Origin of the sequence: Nonomuraea guangzhouensis (assembly GCF_019396345.1) — a bacterium.
Classification (GTDB): Bacteria; Actinomycetota; Actinomycetes; order Streptosporangiales; family Streptosporangiaceae; genus Nonomuraea; species Nonomuraea guangzhouensis.
Genome location: NZ_JAHKRM010000029.1, coordinates 108,094 through 123,073, shown reverse-complemented (window position 1 = coordinate 123,073; position 14,980 = coordinate 108,094). Strand labels below are relative to the sequence as shown.

Genomic DNA, 14,980 nt, shown 5'->3' with positions numbered 1-14,980 from the left:
GCGCGGCTGAAGCGGCGCGGCTGATGAAGCGGCGCGGCTGAAGCGGCGCGGCTGAAGCGGCGCGGTCAGCCCTTGGCCACCAAGGTGAGCACGTCGTACTTGGCGACCACGGCGCCGTCCTGGTTGGTGACCTCGGTGTCCCAGCGCACCTCGCCATAGTCGGCGTCCTCGCGAGGGGTGATCTGCTTGGCGGTGAGGGTCACGGTCAGGGCGTCGCCGGGGAAGGTCGGGGTGAGGAAGCGCAGGTTCTCCAGCCCGTAGTTGGCCAGCACCGGGCCGGGGTCGGGCGAGACGAACAGCCCGGCCGCGAACGACAGCACGAGGTAGCCGTGCGCGACCCGGCCGCCGAAGAAGGGGTTGGCGCGGGCCGCCTCCTCGTCCATGTGGGCGTAGAAGGTGTCGCCGGTGAACTCGGCGAAGTGCTCGATGTCGTCGAGGGTCACGGTGCGCGGGCCCGCCACCACCGTGTCCCCCACCTTCAGCTGTCCCAGGTGCTTGCGGAACGGGTGCTCGCCGTCGGCCCGGGGCGCGCCGGGCACCCAGCGTCCGGTCAGCGCGCTGAGCATGGACGGCCCGGCCTGCACCGCGGTGCGTTGCATGTGGTGGAGTACGCCCCGGACGCCGCCCATCTCCTCGCCCCCGCCGGCCCGGCCGGGGCCGCCGTGGATGAGGGTGGGCAGCGGGGAGCCGTGCCCGGTGGACTCTTTGGCGTCCTCCTCGTTCAGCACCAGCAGCCGCCCGTGCCAGGGGGCGGCGCCGATGATCACCTGCCGGGCGAAGGCCGGGTCCGCGGTGACGATCGACCCGACCAGGCTGCCGTGTCCCCGCGCGGCCAGCTCGACGGCGTGCTCGGCCGTGCGGTAGGGCAGCAGGGTGCTGACCGGTCCGAACGCCTCCACCTCGTGTGGTTCGCCGCGTTCGGGGTCGTCGGCGCGCAGCAGGATCGGGGACAGGAACGCGCCGCGTTCGGCGTCCGCGTCGATCACGTCCACCCGGTCGGGGCTGCCATGGACGAGGCGGCTCGCGTCCAGCAGCGACTTGAGCGCGCGCCGGACCTCCTCGCGCTGCTCCAGGCCGGCCAGCGCGCCCATGCGTACGTCCGGGTTGGCGGGGTTGCCCACCTTCACCCGCGCCAGCCGCTCCGCGGTCGCCTCGGCGACGTCGTCGATCACCTCGGCGGGGACAAGCGCGCGGCGGATCGCGGTGCACTTCTGCCCGGCTTTGACGGTCATCTCGGTGACGAGCTGCTTGACGAACAGGTCGAACTCGGCCGTGCCCGGACGGGCGTCGGGCCCGAGGATCGAGCAGTTCAGTGAGTCGGCCTCGGCGTTGAAGCGCACCGAGCGGCCGGTCACCGCCGGGTGGTGGCGCAGCCGCAGCGCGGTGGACGCCGACCCGGTGAAGGCCACCAGGTCCTGCTCGGTCAGGTGGTCGAGCAGGTCACCGGCCTCCCCGCAGAGCAGTTGCACGGCTCCCTCGGGCAGGATGCCGGACTCGGCGATCAGCTCCACCAGGCGAGCGGTCAGGTAGGCCGTCTGACTGGCCGGTTTGATCAGGCTGGGCATCCCGGCCACGAACGCGGGCGCGAGCTTCTCCAGCGGCCCCCAGACGGGGAAGTTGAAGGCGTTGATCTGCACCGCGACGCCCGGCAGCGGCGTGCAGATGTGCTGCCCGACGAAGGTGCCGCCCTTGCTCAGCGGCTCGGCGGGGCCTTCGACCAGGATGGTGTCGTTGGGCAGCTCGCGCTTGGCCTTGCTCGCGTAGGAGAACAGCACGCCGATGCCGCCGTCCACGTCGAAGCGCGAGTCGGCGAGCGTGGCGCCGGTGTGGGCGGACAGCGCGTACAGCTCCTCACGGTGCTCGCGCAGGTGCAGCGCCAGCGTCTTCAGCAGCGCGGCGCGCTGGTGGAAGGTCAGCTCCCGCAGCGCGGGACCGCCCACCCCGCGGCCGTACGCCAGCGCCGCCGCCCGGTCGACGCCGGTCGCGGAGACGCGGGCCACCTCCTCGCCCGTCACGGCGTCCTTCAACGGCACACCCTCGTCCGGCGGGACCTGCCACCGGCCGGACACGTAGCTGCGTAGCGGAGTCACCGCGGGGTCCCTCCTCGATGAATTACCTACCGGACGTTCAGTCAGCAGGTTAACCCGGTGGTCTGGAGGATGGAAGCGGCACCGCCGTGTCTCAGGAGCTCAAGGGCCCGTCCCGACGGACTCGGCCGAGTCGCGTTCGATGAACCGGGTGGGCAGGCGGCGATGCACGGGGCGGCGGTCGGTGCCGTGGACGCGGTCCAGGAGCAGGCGGCCCGCCTCCGCCCCCAGCTCGTAGACCGGCTGGGCCACCACGCTGAGCAGCGGGGAGATCGCCTCCGCCCAGTCGGCGTCGGGGAAGCCGGTCCGATGGTGAGGATCGCGGACAAGCCCTGTATGTCCCGCCGATGAGCGGGATGCCTCAGACTCGCTCAGCCAATCAGAACGCGGCCACGTCGACGATCGTCTTCACGATGTCGCGCGGCGGGTCGGCCAGGCCGCGCGCCACGGCCTGCGAGAGCGGGACGGTCTGGACGGGCAGTTGGTCGACGCGGACGTGCCTGCCGTGCAGCAGGGCGACCGCGGCCCGCAGGTCGGTGTCCCACCGGTGGGAGGCCGAGCCCACGATCCGCTTCTCGCCGAGCACCACGTCCAGCGTGGGAAGGGCGGCCGGCTCCGGTGACACGCCGAGCAGGACCGTGGTCCCGCCGCGCCGGCACAGCGACAGCGCGCTCTCCACCGCGGCCGCCGGCCCCGCGCACTCCACCACCGCGTCGGCGCCACGACCGTCGGTCAGTTCGCGTACGGCATCGAGGGCGGAGCCGGGCGCCACGCCGGCCAGGCCGCAGGAGCGGGCCAGCGCGCGGCGGCCCGGGTCCGGGTCGACCGCGACGACCGTCGCCGCGCCGCGGCACCTGGCCACCTGGGCGACCAGCAGGCCGACGGCCCCGGCGCCGACCACCGCGACCACTGCCCCGGACACGTCACCGGCCTTGTCGAGCGCGCGGACCGCGACCGCCGCCGGCTCGGCGAAGACGGCCACGGCGGCGGGCATGCCGTCGGGCAGGGGGACGCAGCGAGCGGCGGGCGCCACCAGGTACTCCGCCAGCCCGCCGTCGGCCTGCAGCCCGAGTGCCGCGCCACGTTCGCACAGTGGGTAGTCGCCGCGGGCGCACCACCAGCACCGCCCGCAGCCGAGCACGACATCCGGCACGACCGGGGTGCCGGGGTCGAGGGCCACGCCGGGACCGGCCTCCGCCACCACGCCGACGACCTCGTGCCCCAGGGTGAGTGGCGCGGTCCGGCCGGTCAGCGGGTGCGGTTCGACCGGCACCACGACCGGCCCGAACCGGTACTCCTCGCTGTCGCTGCCGCACACGCCGCACAGCGTGACCGCGATCAGGACCTCTCCCGGACCCGGCACGGGCACCTCGGTGTCGACCAGCCGCACGTCGCCGCGGCCGAACCAGCGCAGCGCCCTCATCGGCGGCCGGCTCACGACCGGCTCCCGGACAGCCGGGTGGTGACGTCGGCGCGTTCGGTGAGGCCGGGGACGAGCTCCACCCCCAGTCCCGGTCGTCCGTCCAGGCGCACCGTGCCGTTCTCCACCTGCGGCAGGCCGGTCGCGAGCTCCTGGTACCAGGTGTGCTGGAACGCCCGCACGCTCTCCTGCACCAGCGTGTTGGGCTGGCTCAGGGCGAGGTGGACGCAGGCCGCGAAGGAGATCGGCCCGGTGCAGTCGTGCGGCGCGAACGGGATGTCGTACGAGTCGGCGAGCGCGGCGATCTTGCGTGCCTCCGTGAGCCCGCCCGACCAGCCCATGTCGATGATCGCCACCCGGATCGCCGAGCGTTCCAGCAGCCCGCGGAACGAGCGTTGCCCGGTCAGCGTCTCGCCGGTGGCCAGCGGCACGGACGTCGCCGCCTGCAGCGTCGCGTAGGAGTCGTGGCTGTCCGACCGCAGCGGATCTTCAACCCAGAACGGGGCGAACCTCTCCAGCTCCCGCATCAGGCCGACGGCCGCGTACAGGCTCCAGAGCCCGTGCAGCTCGACCATGACCTCCATCTCCGGCACGGCGTTCTTGATCTCGTCGAGCACCCGCAGACCGGTACGCAGCTCCGCCCGGTCCAGCCGGGTGCCGCCGGTGCGCTCGGCCGCCTGGTCGAACGGCCACACCTTCATCGCCCGGAACCCCTCGTCCCACAGGGACCTGGCCAGCTCCGCCGGCCGCTCCAGGAAGCCTTGGAGGTCGTCGTACGGCGAGGCCGTCGCCAGCCCCCAGTTGGACACGGCCTGGCGCGACTCGTTCTTGATGTACGCGGAGCCGGCGCAGGTGTTGTAGACGGGCAGGCTGTCCTGGTACGGCCCGCCGAGCAGGGTGGACACCGGCTGCCCCGAGATTTTGCCGAGCAGGTCCCATACGGCGAGGTCGACCGCGCCGTTGCCGCGGGTCTCCACACCGCTGCCCTGGAAGCCGACATGGCCGGTGAGCAGCCGGCGCAGCCGCTCCGGGCCGGGCAGCGGCGCGCCGACCAGGAGTGGGGCGACGGTCTCATGCAGGTACGCCTCGACCGCCTCGGCACCGAAGAACGACTCGCCGAGGCCGGCGTGCCCGTCGTCGGTGTGCAGCCGCACCAGCAGCACGTTGGGCTGAATCGAACAGCGGATGGTCTCCAGTCCGCGCACGGCCGCTCGGGTAGTCATGGTTCCAGGACGTTATCTGGTAAGACCAGTAATCCGCAAGAAACAATTGACTCTTGACAGTAATGCTTCTACCAGCAAGGCTCTTGCAATCTGGTAAGACCACAGTCGGGACGGATGTTGAGGCTATGACGTTGACCGACAGACCCCTGGCGATCACCATGTGGGACTTCTCCTGGCTCGAACGGCGCTGGGACGGCGCCGGCTACGAGGACTGGGACCGCGCCCTCGACGAGCTCGTCGAGCGCGGCTACGACGCGGTGCGCATCGACGCCTTCCCCCATCTGGTGGCGGCCGATCCGCGGCGGACCTGGCGCCTGCTGCCCGTCTGGCACTTCGAGGCGTGGGGCGCGACCGAGCCCGTGTCCGTGCGCGTGCTGCCCGAACTGCTGGAGTTCATCCAGGCCTGCGCGACCCGGGGCCTGCGGGTGGCGCTGTCCTCCTGGTTCCGCCGGGACGAGCTCGACACCCGATCCCAGATCCGGACCGCGGCCGACCTGGCCCGCGTCTGGGACGTCACGCTGTCGGCCATCGAGAACGCGGGTCTCGCCGACGCGATCTACTTCGTCGACCTGGTCAACGAGTGGCCGATCCCGATGTGGGCGCCGTTCCTGTACGGGAACGACCCGGACGCCGTCATCCTGTCGCGGGCCGAGGAGGTGGTGCGGGGCTGGACGCGCGAGGCCATCGCCACCCTGCGCGCGGCGCATCCGCGCTACCGCTACACGCTGTCCGTCGCCACCGAGACCACCGGCGCAGACGGCGAGGACCTCACCGAGCTGGACCTGCTCGAACCGCACGTCTGGATGACGCCGCAGGCCACCGATTTCTACACCGAGATCGGCTACGACCTGGAGCACTCCCAGTTCGACCCGCACGCCTACCAGGCGCTGTCCGGCCCGGCCGAACGCCTCTACCGGTCGGACCCGCGGCGTTGGGCCGACGGCCTCACCGCCCACATCGAGCGCGTCGCCGGGTGGTCGCGGTCGGCCGGCAAGCCGCTGGTGACGACCGAGTGCTGGGCCATCGTGAACTACAAGGACGGGCCGGGCCGCGACTGGGGCTGGATCAAGGAGCTGTGCGAGGTCGGGGTACGTGCCGCGCTGGCCACCGGCCGGTGGGAGGCGCTGGCGACCAGCAACTTCTGCGGGCCGCAGTTCATCGGCATGTGGAAGGACGTGGCCTGGCACCGGAGCATGACCGACGCCATCCACGCGGGGGTAACCGAGTTCACCGCCGTTCCCTGAACGGCCTGTGTTGTGGAAGGAACCGCACAATGAGTGCCATCCCCCGTCGAGACCTGCTCCGTGGCGCCGCCCTGCTCACCCTCGGTGGCGCAGTGAGCCAACTGACCCTGACCGGGTGCGGGTCCGCCGACCAGCCGGTCGGCTCCAGCAAGGCCGGGCCGCAGGGCCAGGTCGTCGTCTGGATGCATGAAGAGCCCGCGAACACCAAGTACTTCAACGCCAAGATCGCCGAATACCAGAAGAAGTACCCGAAGGTGTCGATCAAGCCGCTGTACGTCCCCATCGCCAACCTCGACACCAAGCTCTCCACGGCGTTCACCACGGGCGCACCGCCCGACCTGATCAAGGTCGGCGCCTGGACGCTCGCCGAGCGGGCGTCGAAGGGGCAGCTCGCGCCGTTGGCGCCGGCGGACTTCGGCGCCGGCTCCCTCGACCAGCTCAAGAGCAGGTTCGAGGCCAACGCGTTCGCCGCGCTGACCTACGAGAACCAGGTCTACGGCACGCCGATCGACTTCAACTCGGTCCACCTGTGGTACCGCCGCGACCGCTTCGAGCAGGCCGGGCTCGACCCCGACAAGCCCCCCACCACCTGGGAGCAGATCGCCGAGTACAGCCAGAAGCTCACCAACGCGGACGCCTCCAAGGTGGGGCTCCAGTGGCAGCTCGCCGACAACATCTGGGCGATGCTGAACTTCATCCCGCTGATCCGCGGACTGGGCGGCCAGATCATCGACGAGAGCTCCCGGCGCGGCACGCTGAACACGCCGGAGGGCATCAAGGCGCTCGAATACTACGGCAGCCTCGGCAATCCCAAGCTGAGCGATCCGGTCGGCGCGTTCGGCCTGTTCGCCAAGGGCACCTCGGCCATGCTGATGTCCGGCCGGTTCACCTCGAGCCTCATCCCGGCCATCAACCCCGAGGCCAAGCTGGGCAAGACCTTCGACAGCGCCATCGTGCCCAGCTGGGCGGGCAAGGAGAAGGTGGCCGCCGGCTACTCCTGGGGCTGGATGGTAGCCAAGAAGGCGAAAAATCCGTACACCGCCTGGCATTTCATCAACTGGCTCACCGAGGGCGACAACGTGAACCAGCAGCTGTCCGCCACCGGCCTGGTCACCCCGACGGCCGGCTGGCAGAAGCTGCCCAGCGCGAGCGACAAGGCCAGCCAGCAGCTTGAGGAGCAGATCCCGTACACCGATTTCGGCCCGGTGCTGCCGCAGTGGACCGAGACGATCAAGGCGCTGCTCGACTCGCTCGAATCGGTGATCCACAAGAAGCAGGACGCCAGAACGGCCGCGACCGCGTTCGACGACGCGGTGGGGCGGATTCTCAAGTGAGAGCCCGCTCCATGACCACGGTCGAGGCCCGCGCCGGCGCGGGCCTCGCCGCCCCGGCGATCGTGTACTTCGTGCTCTTCTGGGCACTGCCCGCGCTCGCCGCCCTGTACCTGAGCTTCACCTCCTACGACCTCTCCGGCACCCCCCAATGGGTCGGGCTCGACAACTACCGCGAGATGGTGACGAGCGACGAGTTCTGGAGCAGCGCGGGGGTGACCCTGCTGTACACGGTCTTCGCCGTGGGCCCGACGATCGTGATCGCTCTGGTGGTGGCCGTGCCGCTGGCCAAACCCGGACGGTTCCGGGCCTGGCTGCGCGGGCTGATCTTCATTCCCGCGGTGATGCCGCTGGTCGGCGCCACCGTACTGTGGCAGGTGATCTACTCGACCGGCGGTCTGGCCGACGCGCTCGCCCGCGCGGCCGGGGTCGGCGCCCGGCCGTGGCTCACCGACTCCGACTACGCCATCTGGGCGCTGCTCGTGATGGTCATCTGGAAGTACGTCGGCCTGTACGTGATCATCTTCGTCGCCGGGCTGCAGGCCCTGCCGGCCAACGTCTTCGAGGCCGCGGCCATCGACGGCGCCCGCACGCTGCGTACCTTCTTCCTGGTCACCGTGCCGCTGCTGCGCCGCACCTTCACCTTCGTGATCGTGGTGGCGGTCACCGGGGCCATGCAGTCGTTCGTGCCCGCCTACCTGCTCACCAAGGGCGGGCCGGTCAACGCCACCCAGGTGCTGCCGTTGTACCTGTACAACAACGCGTTCTCCTACTCCCGGTTCGGCTACGCGTCCGCGATCGCGATCGTCCTGCTGGTGGTGCTGCTGATCTTCGCCTTCACCCAGTTCACGTTGGTCAGGAGTGACGAGGAATGAGAATCGGCCGGTCACTCACCGCCGTGGCCCTCATCGGCTTCGTGGCGCTGATGCTGCTCCCGCTCTACTCCATGGTCGTGCTCGCGTCCGCGCCGGACGACGGCGACCTGTCCGGGCTCGGGTTCCACGGGTTCGCGCTGTTCGACAACATCGGCCAGATCATGACCGACGGCCGGTTCCCGCGCTACCTGATGAACAGCCTCCTGATCGCGTCGGCGGTCTCCGTGCTCGACGTGGCGATCTCGGCGGCCGCCGGGTACGCGCTGGCCCGGCTGCGCTTCCCCGGCCGGGCCGCGCTGCTCAACCTGGTGGTCGTCGCGCTGTCCCTGACCCCGGCGATCGTCATGATCCCGGTGTTCGTCATGCTCAGCGAGATCGGGTGGCTCAACAGCTATCAGGGCCTGATCGCGCCGTTCGCCGCCAGCGCGCTCGGCGTCTTCCTGGTCCGGCAGTTCGCGCTGGGCATCCCCGTGCAGATGCTGCACGCCGCGCGGGTGGACGGCGCCAGTGAGCTGCGCATCTTCCTCCGCATCGCCGTACCGCTGCTGCGACCGGCGCTGCTCACCGTCCTGCTGCTGCAGTTCCTCGCGCAGTGGGACAACCTGATCTGGCCCTTGATCGCGGCCAGCGAGCAGGACCTGTGGACGCTGCCACTCGCGCTGTCGTCCTTCGAGGGTGAGCACGGGATCGTCTACCACCTGCAGACCGCGGCGGCGCTCATCTCGATCCTGCCCCCGCTGGTCCTGTTCTCTTTCCTGCAGCGTTACTACGTCTCGGGCCTCACTCTCGGAGGAGTCAAACGATGACCGACGGCATCCGCGTCGAGCAGGTCACCAAGCGCTACGGCCAGCAGGTGCTGTTCGCCGACATCGACCTGCACGTCCAGGACGGGGAGTTCCTGGTGATCGTCGGTCCGTCCGGGTGCGGGAAGTCCACGCTGATGCGCATCGTCGCCGGCATCGAGCCGGTCAGCTCCGGCCGGGTGACGGTGGGCGGGCGGGACGTCACCCACGCCCACCCCGGCGACCGCGGGATCGGGATGGTCTTCCAGGACTACGCCCTTTATCCGCATCTGAGCGTCGAAGGCAACCTGGCGTTCGGGCTGCGCGCCCACCGCGTGCCGAAGGACGTCATCCGGCAGCGGATCGCCGACACCGGCGAGGCCCTCGGGCTCACCGACCAGCTCAAGAAGCGGCCCGGGCAGCTCTCCGGCGGTCAGCGTCAGCGGGTCGCGCTCGGCCGCGCCATGATCCGGGAGCCGGCCGCGTACCTGATGGACGAACCGCTGTCCAACCTGGACGCCGCGTTGCGGGTGCAGATGCGCGCGGAGCTCATCGAGTTCCACCGCCGTACTCGGGGCACGGTCCTGTACGTGACGCACGACCAGGTCGAGGCCATGACCATGGGAGACCGGGTGGCGGTGCTCAACGAGGGCGAGTTCGCGCAGATCGGCACCCCGAGCGAGATCTACGAGAGGCCGGCCACCGTGTTCGTCGCCACGTTCCTCGGCAGCCCCCGGATGAACCTGCTCGACGCCACCGCGCACCCGTACGAGGACGAAGTGGAGCTGACCAGCGGCGAGCTGAAGTGGCGGCTGCCGCGCAAGGGCCTGCCGGCGGACCTCCCGGAGTCGGTGCGGATCGGCTTCCGGCCCGAGTCGGTCCACGCCCGCGTCGACGACGGGACGCCCGCCTGTCCGCTGGCGGCGACCGTGTCGTACCGGGAGAACCTCGGCAACGAGAGCATCCTCCACCTGCGCGACAGCACCGGACGGCCCATCGTCGCCCGTCTCCCGCCCCGCACCGGACCGCGCGACGGAGAGCACGCGACCTTCCAGGTGCCGCTCACCGATCTTCACCTCTTCGGCCCGGATGGGCGGGCGTGCTGGCACGGCATCGAACTCGCCGCCGACGGCCAGCCGCTACCGTGGTCGGCATGACCGCTGGGCGTGCGTCGGCGACGAACCTGAGTACGCTCATCGCCGTACTCGAGAACCGGATCCTGACCGGAGGCTGGGCCCCCGGGGTCCGGCTGCCGTCCGAACGCGACCTGGCGACCGAGTTCGCCGTCAGCCGTCCCGTCATCCGGGAGACGCTCAAGGCCCTGCAGGAACGCGGGCTCGTCGAGGTCTCGCCGAAACGCGGCAGCTTCGTCCGCCACTACACTGCCGAGAACCTGATGCGGCCGATGAACCTCGCGGCCCGCGCGGCGGGCGTCACCGCCCGGCAGCTCATGCGCGCCCGCGTCATGCTGGAGACCGAGGCCGCCGGCCTGGCCGCGACCAACGCCACCAAACAAGACCGCACCGACCTGCTCCGCATCCACCAGCTCTTCGCCCAGCCGGGCAACCTGCACGCCAGGGCCCGCGTCGACCTCACCTTCCACGAGACCATCGCCAGGGCCTCCGGCAACCCGGTCATCCACATGATGTTCACCGCGATCCAGGACCTCACCTACGGCCTGATGCTGCGCAGCCTCAGCGACCGCGAGGTCCGCGCCGCCGGCGAACCCCTGCACACCGTGATCCTGGAGCACATCCTCGACCGCGACCCCGACGGCGCCCGCGAAGCGATGCGCCGCCACCTCGACCTCGCCGAGGAGCTCTACGGCCCAGACCTGGACACCAACCTGGCCGAAGTCGTCGAACACCAGCTCGCGGCGCCCTTGGCCGAGACCCCGTTCGGCGACAACATACCGGCGGACCCCACACTCGTCTGAAGCGCACCGGGAGTGGCAAGTGCCCCAGGGCCGCGTGAGGCGGCCCTGAAGCCTCACCGTGTGACCCGCAAGGCCCATTCGACCGAGTCGGGGGCCTGAACACGGATCATCAGCGCCTTCTTGGACTTGAGATCGAGCTTGTTCAGGGTGGGAGTGAGCGACTTCGCCAAACAGGTGAACGGCATGTTCACCACCGACTCCACGATGATCTCCGCCTTACCCGCCCCCCGGCAGTCGAACAGCACCCAGACGCTCCCCTTACCGCCGGGGATGACGCCGACTTGGCGAGATCCCTTGGCCGGCCCCGCAGCAAGCAGGGACTTGGTGCCTGCGTCCATGCTCGGCACCCGCAGCGAACCGGTACTCGCTTCAGTCTGAGACGGACCGGTCTGGGATGGATTGTCCGGCGAGGCGGCATCCCGTTGCGATGACCGGGCCGTCGGAGGCTCGAAGGTGCAGGAAGCCACCGTGCAGGCCAGGATGAGAGACGCTGTGACGGGCGCCATCTGCCGGATTCTCATGTCCACCTCAATGTTGTACGACGTACCAGCCGACCCTCCATGGAGTCCACGCCTTCACCCCTCTCTGCATGCGTACGGCGCAGATCGTGTACGTGCCGATGGTCTTCTTGCGCCAGACGCCGTACGTGGCGGTTACGGTTTTGCGAGGTTGAGTGGAGACCGAGACGCTGTTGCCCAGAGAGGCGGTCAGGCTCGCGCTCAGGTTGACGCCGGTGCCCAACTCCGCGCCGGCGATGAGCCTGTCCACCTTCACACTGACATTCGCGCTCCAGGTCATGGATACGGTTCCGCTCACGGTCGCGGAAAAGGTCGAAGTGATGACGTTGGGCGTGCCATTGTGGTTGGACTGCCGCGCCCCGATCGCCTTGTGACTGTTGCTGTAGCTCGTTACCTCGTAGTGGTGGTCGCCCCGGTGACACGCTCGCGTCTCGACTGGACCGGCCTTGGCGCGGAACACCTCTGTCTCGTTGTCGTAGCCGACTACGACATCGGGATTCCCGGGGAGTGGCTGTGGATCGTCGGCGTATGCGGGCGAGGCGCCCAGCGCTCCGAGCGTGATGATCGTGGTCGCCCCTAAGAGGGTGCATTTGATTGGCATGGCAGGTAAGCTCCCTTGCGCATCGAATGGTGCCCTCGGACGGGGGATCGTTGGGAAGCGGCTCCCGTCCGGGTGACAGGTGAAGCATCCTTTTCTGGATGGCAGGGGCGACGGTACTCACGCCATACAAGTCAAGCAACTATTACATCTCGCCTAAGCGTGTAGTTATTGACATAAACAACAGGAATAACTTTCTGTTCTGCCAGCGCAGAGCCGCTGATCGATAGCGGATTGCAACTCCCTCAACAGCATGCTTTCGTCATAATGGCCGCGAACGAATCAGGCTTTTCCCCAGTCCGCAAACTTTCGCATATGGGCGTCCATTCGCTCGTCGAAACCGTCATACCCGACGGCTATCGGCGACGGCACCCCGGGGCGCTACGGCGCGGGGAACAACTCCGGCAGGGCGGTCCTGGCGATCGGGCGAAGTCGTTCGGCGTGGTGCTCGTCTACCGAGCGGTAGGGCCAGCGGACCCGGGTGCCTATGTCCGCCCAGCCGCCGACATAGGCCAGGAACTTGTCGAGTGCCGGGTTGGCGTAGCCCTCGGCGGCGAGTGGCTGGATGTGTTCAGCGAAGAACAGGCCGATCCGGCGTTCCACCTCGCGCGCGGCCACCGGGTCGGTGCGCATGAGGTGCTGCCAGGCCATGGCGCCCGTCGGGCTGAACGCCGCGATGTTGGAGTAGGACCCCGCCGCGCCCAGTTCCATGCCGGTGGCCAGGGTGTGCCCGGCCACGAACACCGGCAGGTCGGCCGCCTCGGTCCGCATCTGGCGATACCACCCCGCGTCGCCGCCCGCGACCTTCACCCCGACCAGCGCGGGAATCCGGGCGGCCAGCAGGCCGAAGTCGGCGGGCGTGAGGCGGGTCTTGGCGTGCGGCGGGTTGTACAGCACCAGCGGCACGGGGTCGGCGACCTCGGCGACCCGCTCGAGGAAGGTCACCACCTCGGCCGGCGACGGTGGCGCCCAGTCAGGCAGGATCACCTGGATGGCCCCGGGCCGGAACTCGCGGGCGAGCTCCACCCGCCGCAGGCACGTGGTGACGCTCATGTGACTGGCGCCTATCTGGTACGGCAGGCCGGCGCAACGCTCCGCGAGCAGCTCGTTGACCTGCTGGTATTCCTCGTCGGTCAGCGCGTGGAACTCTCCCGCCGTGCCGTGGGCGTACACGCCGTCCAGGCCCACGGCGGCCAGCCGGTCCAGCTCGTCGGCCAGCCGGGCGAAGTCGATGGAGTCGTCGGGGCGGAGCGGCAGCAGGACGGTGCCCCACGTGCCACCGAGGGTTTTGCGCGTAAGAAAGGACGGCATAGATCGAAATATAGGCACGGAACGGGAACGACCAAACCACTGGCCCCACAGGGTCGGAGCGATCATGAATGCCGGGCGCGGACCCCTGGGCTTCAGGCATGGGGGTAAGCCCGGTGCGGGAGTGCCCGCCAGGGCGCGAGCGTGTATGGGCGGGAACAGGCTACGGCAGCGCATCCCGCTCAGGTAGAGTCGGTCATGGTCGAACACGTGAGTGATAACCAAGCTCGCGAGTGAGGCCACTGCAGTTCCTACCCGCCGCCGGGAGGGCGGATCCCGCGTCACCCAGAACGGGATCACGGGCTGGGGCGTGGAAACCCGCGCAGACGGGGCCAGAAGGTGAACCGCCAAGCAACAGCGTCGCGACCATGTGTGTAGCCGCAAGGTTGGGACGGCTGGAATCCTCCGGAATCATCCGTGGGGAGCGCTTCAACCAGGATGTGGAGTGTGACAGCAGCGGCTGGCCGGGATGAGTCCTGAGGCGCTGAGGCGATGGGTGGACGATGCCGGGCCCGTCGCGACACGGCACGGACACGGTGCCGTGGCGGAGCCCGCCGCCCCGCCGACCGGCTTGACCGTCGAGGACTGCGTGGGCGCGGGCTTTCGGCCGTACGGCAGATACCTGAGGCGTTCCCGCGCGGGCGTCACGTTCCGCGTCTACTTCTCCGCGGACGCGCGGCACCAGGCCGTGCTGCTCGAAGCGCGCGGCACGCTGTTGTGGATCGACGGCCGCCGGGCGCCGATGCCGGTCGATCTCGACGGCGCCGTCAAGCGCGCGTCCCTGGCGCACTGGCTGGAGCATCGCTTCACCACAAGGTCCTTGGGCGACGATCCGGCGCGGGCCCTGTCGATGTGGGCGTGGATGGGCGAGGCCGGGCGCATCGCGGCGCGCGGCCGGGACGGATGGACGCAGCCGTACCCCACGGTACCGGCCGGGATGACACTTGCCGACTATCGGGAGCTCGGCTTCGAGTTCTCGGACGAGCGGTGTGCGTTCAACTACCTCGACGAGACGGGCAAGAGCACGATCCGTCTGGTTTTCTCCCCCGACCTCCGGCATCAGGCCCTGTTGCTTCAGGGACCGAACTGGATCGGCGCGCTGCTCTGGGTCGACGGCGAGCCGGTGCCGGTGCCGTGTGACCCGGACTTGGGTCCCCTGTGCGAGCAGTTCGCCGAATGGCTGGACGACCGCTTCGTCCATGCCGAGGTCGGCGGCCTGTGGGACCATCCGCTGTACGATCCGACCAAGATCAATCTGCTCGGTAACGTACGCGGACTGCTGATCTGGGACGCATCGGAACGGGTCCGGCGCATGGAGCTTCCCCGGCCGACCGAGGCATGGACGAGCCCGATACTGCTGGCGTCGGGCGACTCGTGGCGTATCTATCCGGATGGCGAGGCGTACCGGCAGGATCGCCCCGACCGCGTGCTGCCGATTCCCCGCTGAGACACCGCGCCGTCAGTCTTCCGCGGCCCCGGTCCGATCTTCCGCGGCCTGGATCAGGGCCGCGTCCTGGTAGGCCCGGATAACGGCGGCGACCACGGCGACCAGCGCGACGACCGGCACCAACCGCAGGACGAAGTCACCTGAGATGAAGTAGGCGGGGACCAACTGCGCGACGGCCACGAAGATCCACAGGGACGGCTTACCGGGCACT

The 14,980-nt window shown here is 69.7% G+C and carries 15 protein-coding genes; 7 read left to right on the top strand and 8 right to left on the bottom strand.

The window, feature by feature from the left end; genetic code table 11:
* Positions 1–65 precede the first annotated feature (65 nt).
* The 4 genes from paaZ to KME78_RS46190 all read right to left on the bottom strand — a co-directional run bounded on the left by paaZ (position 66) and on the right by KME78_RS46190 (position 4,730).
* The gene (paaZ, locus tag KME78_RS46205; RefSeq protein ID WP_219536310.1) at positions 66–2,090 is read right to left on the bottom strand and encodes a phenylacetic acid degradation bifunctional protein PaaZ; all 2,025 of its coding nucleotides are present in this window, start codon (positions 2,088–2,090) and stop codon (positions 66–68) included.
* A 99-nt stretch (positions 2,091–2,189) separates the two neighbouring features.
* The gene (locus tag KME78_RS66705; RefSeq protein ID WP_219536371.1) at positions 2,190–2,462 is read right to left on the bottom strand and encodes a substrate-binding domain-containing protein; all 273 of its coding nucleotides are present in this window, start codon (positions 2,460–2,462) and stop codon (positions 2,190–2,192) included.
* Between the two features lie 4 nt (positions 2,463–2,466).
* Entirely contained in the window at positions 2,467–3,525 is a 1,059-nt protein-coding gene (locus KME78_RS46195; protein WP_219536309.1) for a zinc-dependent alcohol dehydrogenase, read from the bottom strand.
* Positions 3,522–4,730, bottom strand: coding sequence for a mandelate racemase/muconate lactonizing enzyme family protein (locus KME78_RS46190; protein ID WP_219536308.1), 1,209 nt, complete (start codon positions 4,728–4,730; stop codon positions 3,522–3,524). The genes KME78_RS46195 and KME78_RS46190 overlap by 4 nt, the downstream gene beginning before the upstream one ends.
* A 131-nt stretch (positions 4,731–4,861) precedes the next feature.
* Here KME78_RS46190 and KME78_RS46185 point away from each other — a divergent pair, with 131 nt between their 5' ends.
* From KME78_RS46185 to KME78_RS46160, 6 genes are read left to right on the top strand one after another with little or no spacing between them, the layout of a single operon-like run.
* Positions 4,862–5,974 carry a cellulase-like family protein gene (locus KME78_RS46185; RefSeq protein WP_219536307.1) on the top strand — a complete coding sequence of 371 codons (1,113 nt, stop codon included), beginning with the start codon at positions 4,862–4,864 and terminating at the stop codon, positions 5,972–5,974.
* Positions 5,975–6,003: 29 nt separating this feature from the next.
* The gene (locus tag KME78_RS46180) at positions 6,004–7,308 is read left to right on the top strand and encodes an extracellular solute-binding protein (RefSeq protein ID WP_219536306.1); all 1,305 of its coding nucleotides are present in this window, start codon (positions 6,004–6,006) and stop codon (positions 7,306–7,308) included.
* A gap of 11 nt (positions 7,309–7,319) precedes the next feature.
* On the top strand, positions 7,320–8,180 hold the full coding sequence (locus tag KME78_RS46175; protein WP_219536305.1) for a carbohydrate ABC transporter permease: 861 nt from the start codon (positions 7,320–7,322) through the stop codon (positions 8,178–8,180).
* Complete coding sequence (locus KME78_RS46170; protein ID WP_219536304.1) at positions 8,177–8,986, top strand: carbohydrate ABC transporter permease; 810 nt, start codon at positions 8,177–8,179, stop codon at positions 8,984–8,986. Before KME78_RS46175 ends, KME78_RS46170 begins: the two co-directional genes overlap by 4 nt.
* Complete coding sequence (locus KME78_RS46165) at positions 8,983–10,119, top strand: ABC transporter ATP-binding protein (protein WP_219536303.1); 1,137 nt, start codon at positions 8,983–8,985, stop codon at positions 10,117–10,119. Before KME78_RS46170 ends, KME78_RS46165 begins: the two co-directional genes overlap by 4 nt.
* Entirely contained in the window at positions 10,116–10,898 is a 783-nt protein-coding gene (locus KME78_RS46160; protein WP_219536302.1) for a FadR/GntR family transcriptional regulator, read from the top strand. Before KME78_RS46165 ends, KME78_RS46160 begins: the two co-directional genes overlap by 4 nt.
* A gap of 53 nt (positions 10,899–10,951) precedes the next feature.
* Here the strand turns inward: KME78_RS46160 and KME78_RS46155 are convergent, their stop codons facing one another.
* The 3 genes from KME78_RS46155 to KME78_RS46145 all read right to left on the bottom strand — a co-directional run bounded on the left by KME78_RS46155 (position 10,952) and on the right by KME78_RS46145 (position 13,325).
* A complete protein-coding gene (locus KME78_RS46155; RefSeq protein ID WP_219536301.1) occupies positions 10,952–11,236 on the bottom strand; it encodes a hypothetical protein in 285 nt (94 codons plus the stop codon).
* Between the two features lie 190 nt (positions 11,237–11,426).
* Entirely contained in the window at positions 11,427–12,017 is a 591-nt protein-coding gene (locus KME78_RS46150) for a hypothetical protein (RefSeq protein ID WP_219536300.1), read from the bottom strand.
* 378 nt (positions 12,018–12,395) lie between these two features.
* Positions 12,396–13,325, bottom strand: a complete 930-nt coding sequence (locus tag KME78_RS46145) for a dihydrodipicolinate synthase family protein (RefSeq protein ID WP_219536299.1) — start codon at positions 13,323–13,325, stop codon at positions 12,396–12,398.
* 538 nt (positions 13,326–13,863) lie between these two features.
* Here KME78_RS46145 and KME78_RS46140 point away from each other — a divergent pair.
* Positions 13,864–14,769, top strand: coding sequence for a hypothetical protein (locus tag KME78_RS46140; RefSeq protein ID WP_219536298.1), 906 nt, complete (start codon positions 13,864–13,866; stop codon positions 14,767–14,769).
* A 12-nt stretch (positions 14,770–14,781) separates the two neighbouring features.
* On the opposite strand, the gene KME78_RS46135 is transcribed toward KME78_RS46140, so the two are convergent.
* Entirely contained in the window at positions 14,782–14,979 is a 198-nt protein-coding gene (locus tag KME78_RS46135) for a hypothetical protein (RefSeq protein WP_219536297.1), read from the bottom strand.
* Between the last annotated feature and the right edge of the window lies 1 nt (position 14,980).

Excerpts from the sequence above, each read along its gene's own strand:
- KME78_RS46155 (WP_219536301.1), bottom strand. The coding sequence starts at position 11,236 with ATGGACGCAGGCACCAAGTCCCTGCTTGCTGCGGGGCCGGCCAAGGGA.
- KME78_RS46180 (WP_219536306.1), top strand. The coding sequence starts at position 6,004 with ATGAGTGCCATCCCCCGTCGAGACCTGCTCCGTGGCGCCGCCCTGCTC.
- KME78_RS46150 (WP_219536300.1), bottom strand. The coding sequence starts at position 12,017 with ATGCCAATCAAATGCACCCTCTTAGGGGCGACCACGATCATCACGCTC.
- KME78_RS46170 (WP_219536304.1), top strand. The coding sequence starts at position 8,177 with ATGAGAATCGGCCGGTCACTCACCGCCGTGGCCCTCATCGGCTTCGTG.
- KME78_RS46175 (WP_219536305.1), top strand. The coding sequence starts at position 7,320 with ATGACCACGGTCGAGGCCCGCGCCGGCGCGGGCCTCGCCGCCCCGGCG.
- KME78_RS46190 (WP_219536308.1), bottom strand. The coding sequence starts at position 4,730 with ATGACTACCCGAGCGGCCGTGCGCGGACTGGAGACCATCCGCTGTTCG.
- KME78_RS46160 (WP_219536302.1), top strand. The coding sequence starts at position 10,116 with ATGACCGCTGGGCGTGCGTCGGCGACGAACCTGAGTACGCTCATCGCC.
- KME78_RS46165 (WP_219536303.1), top strand. The coding sequence starts at position 8,983 with ATGACCGACGGCATCCGCGTCGAGCAGGTCACCAAGCGCTACGGCCAG.
- KME78_RS46145 (WP_219536299.1), bottom strand. The coding sequence starts at position 13,325 with ATGCCGTCCTTTCTTACGCGCAAAACCCTCGGTGGCACGTGGGGCACC.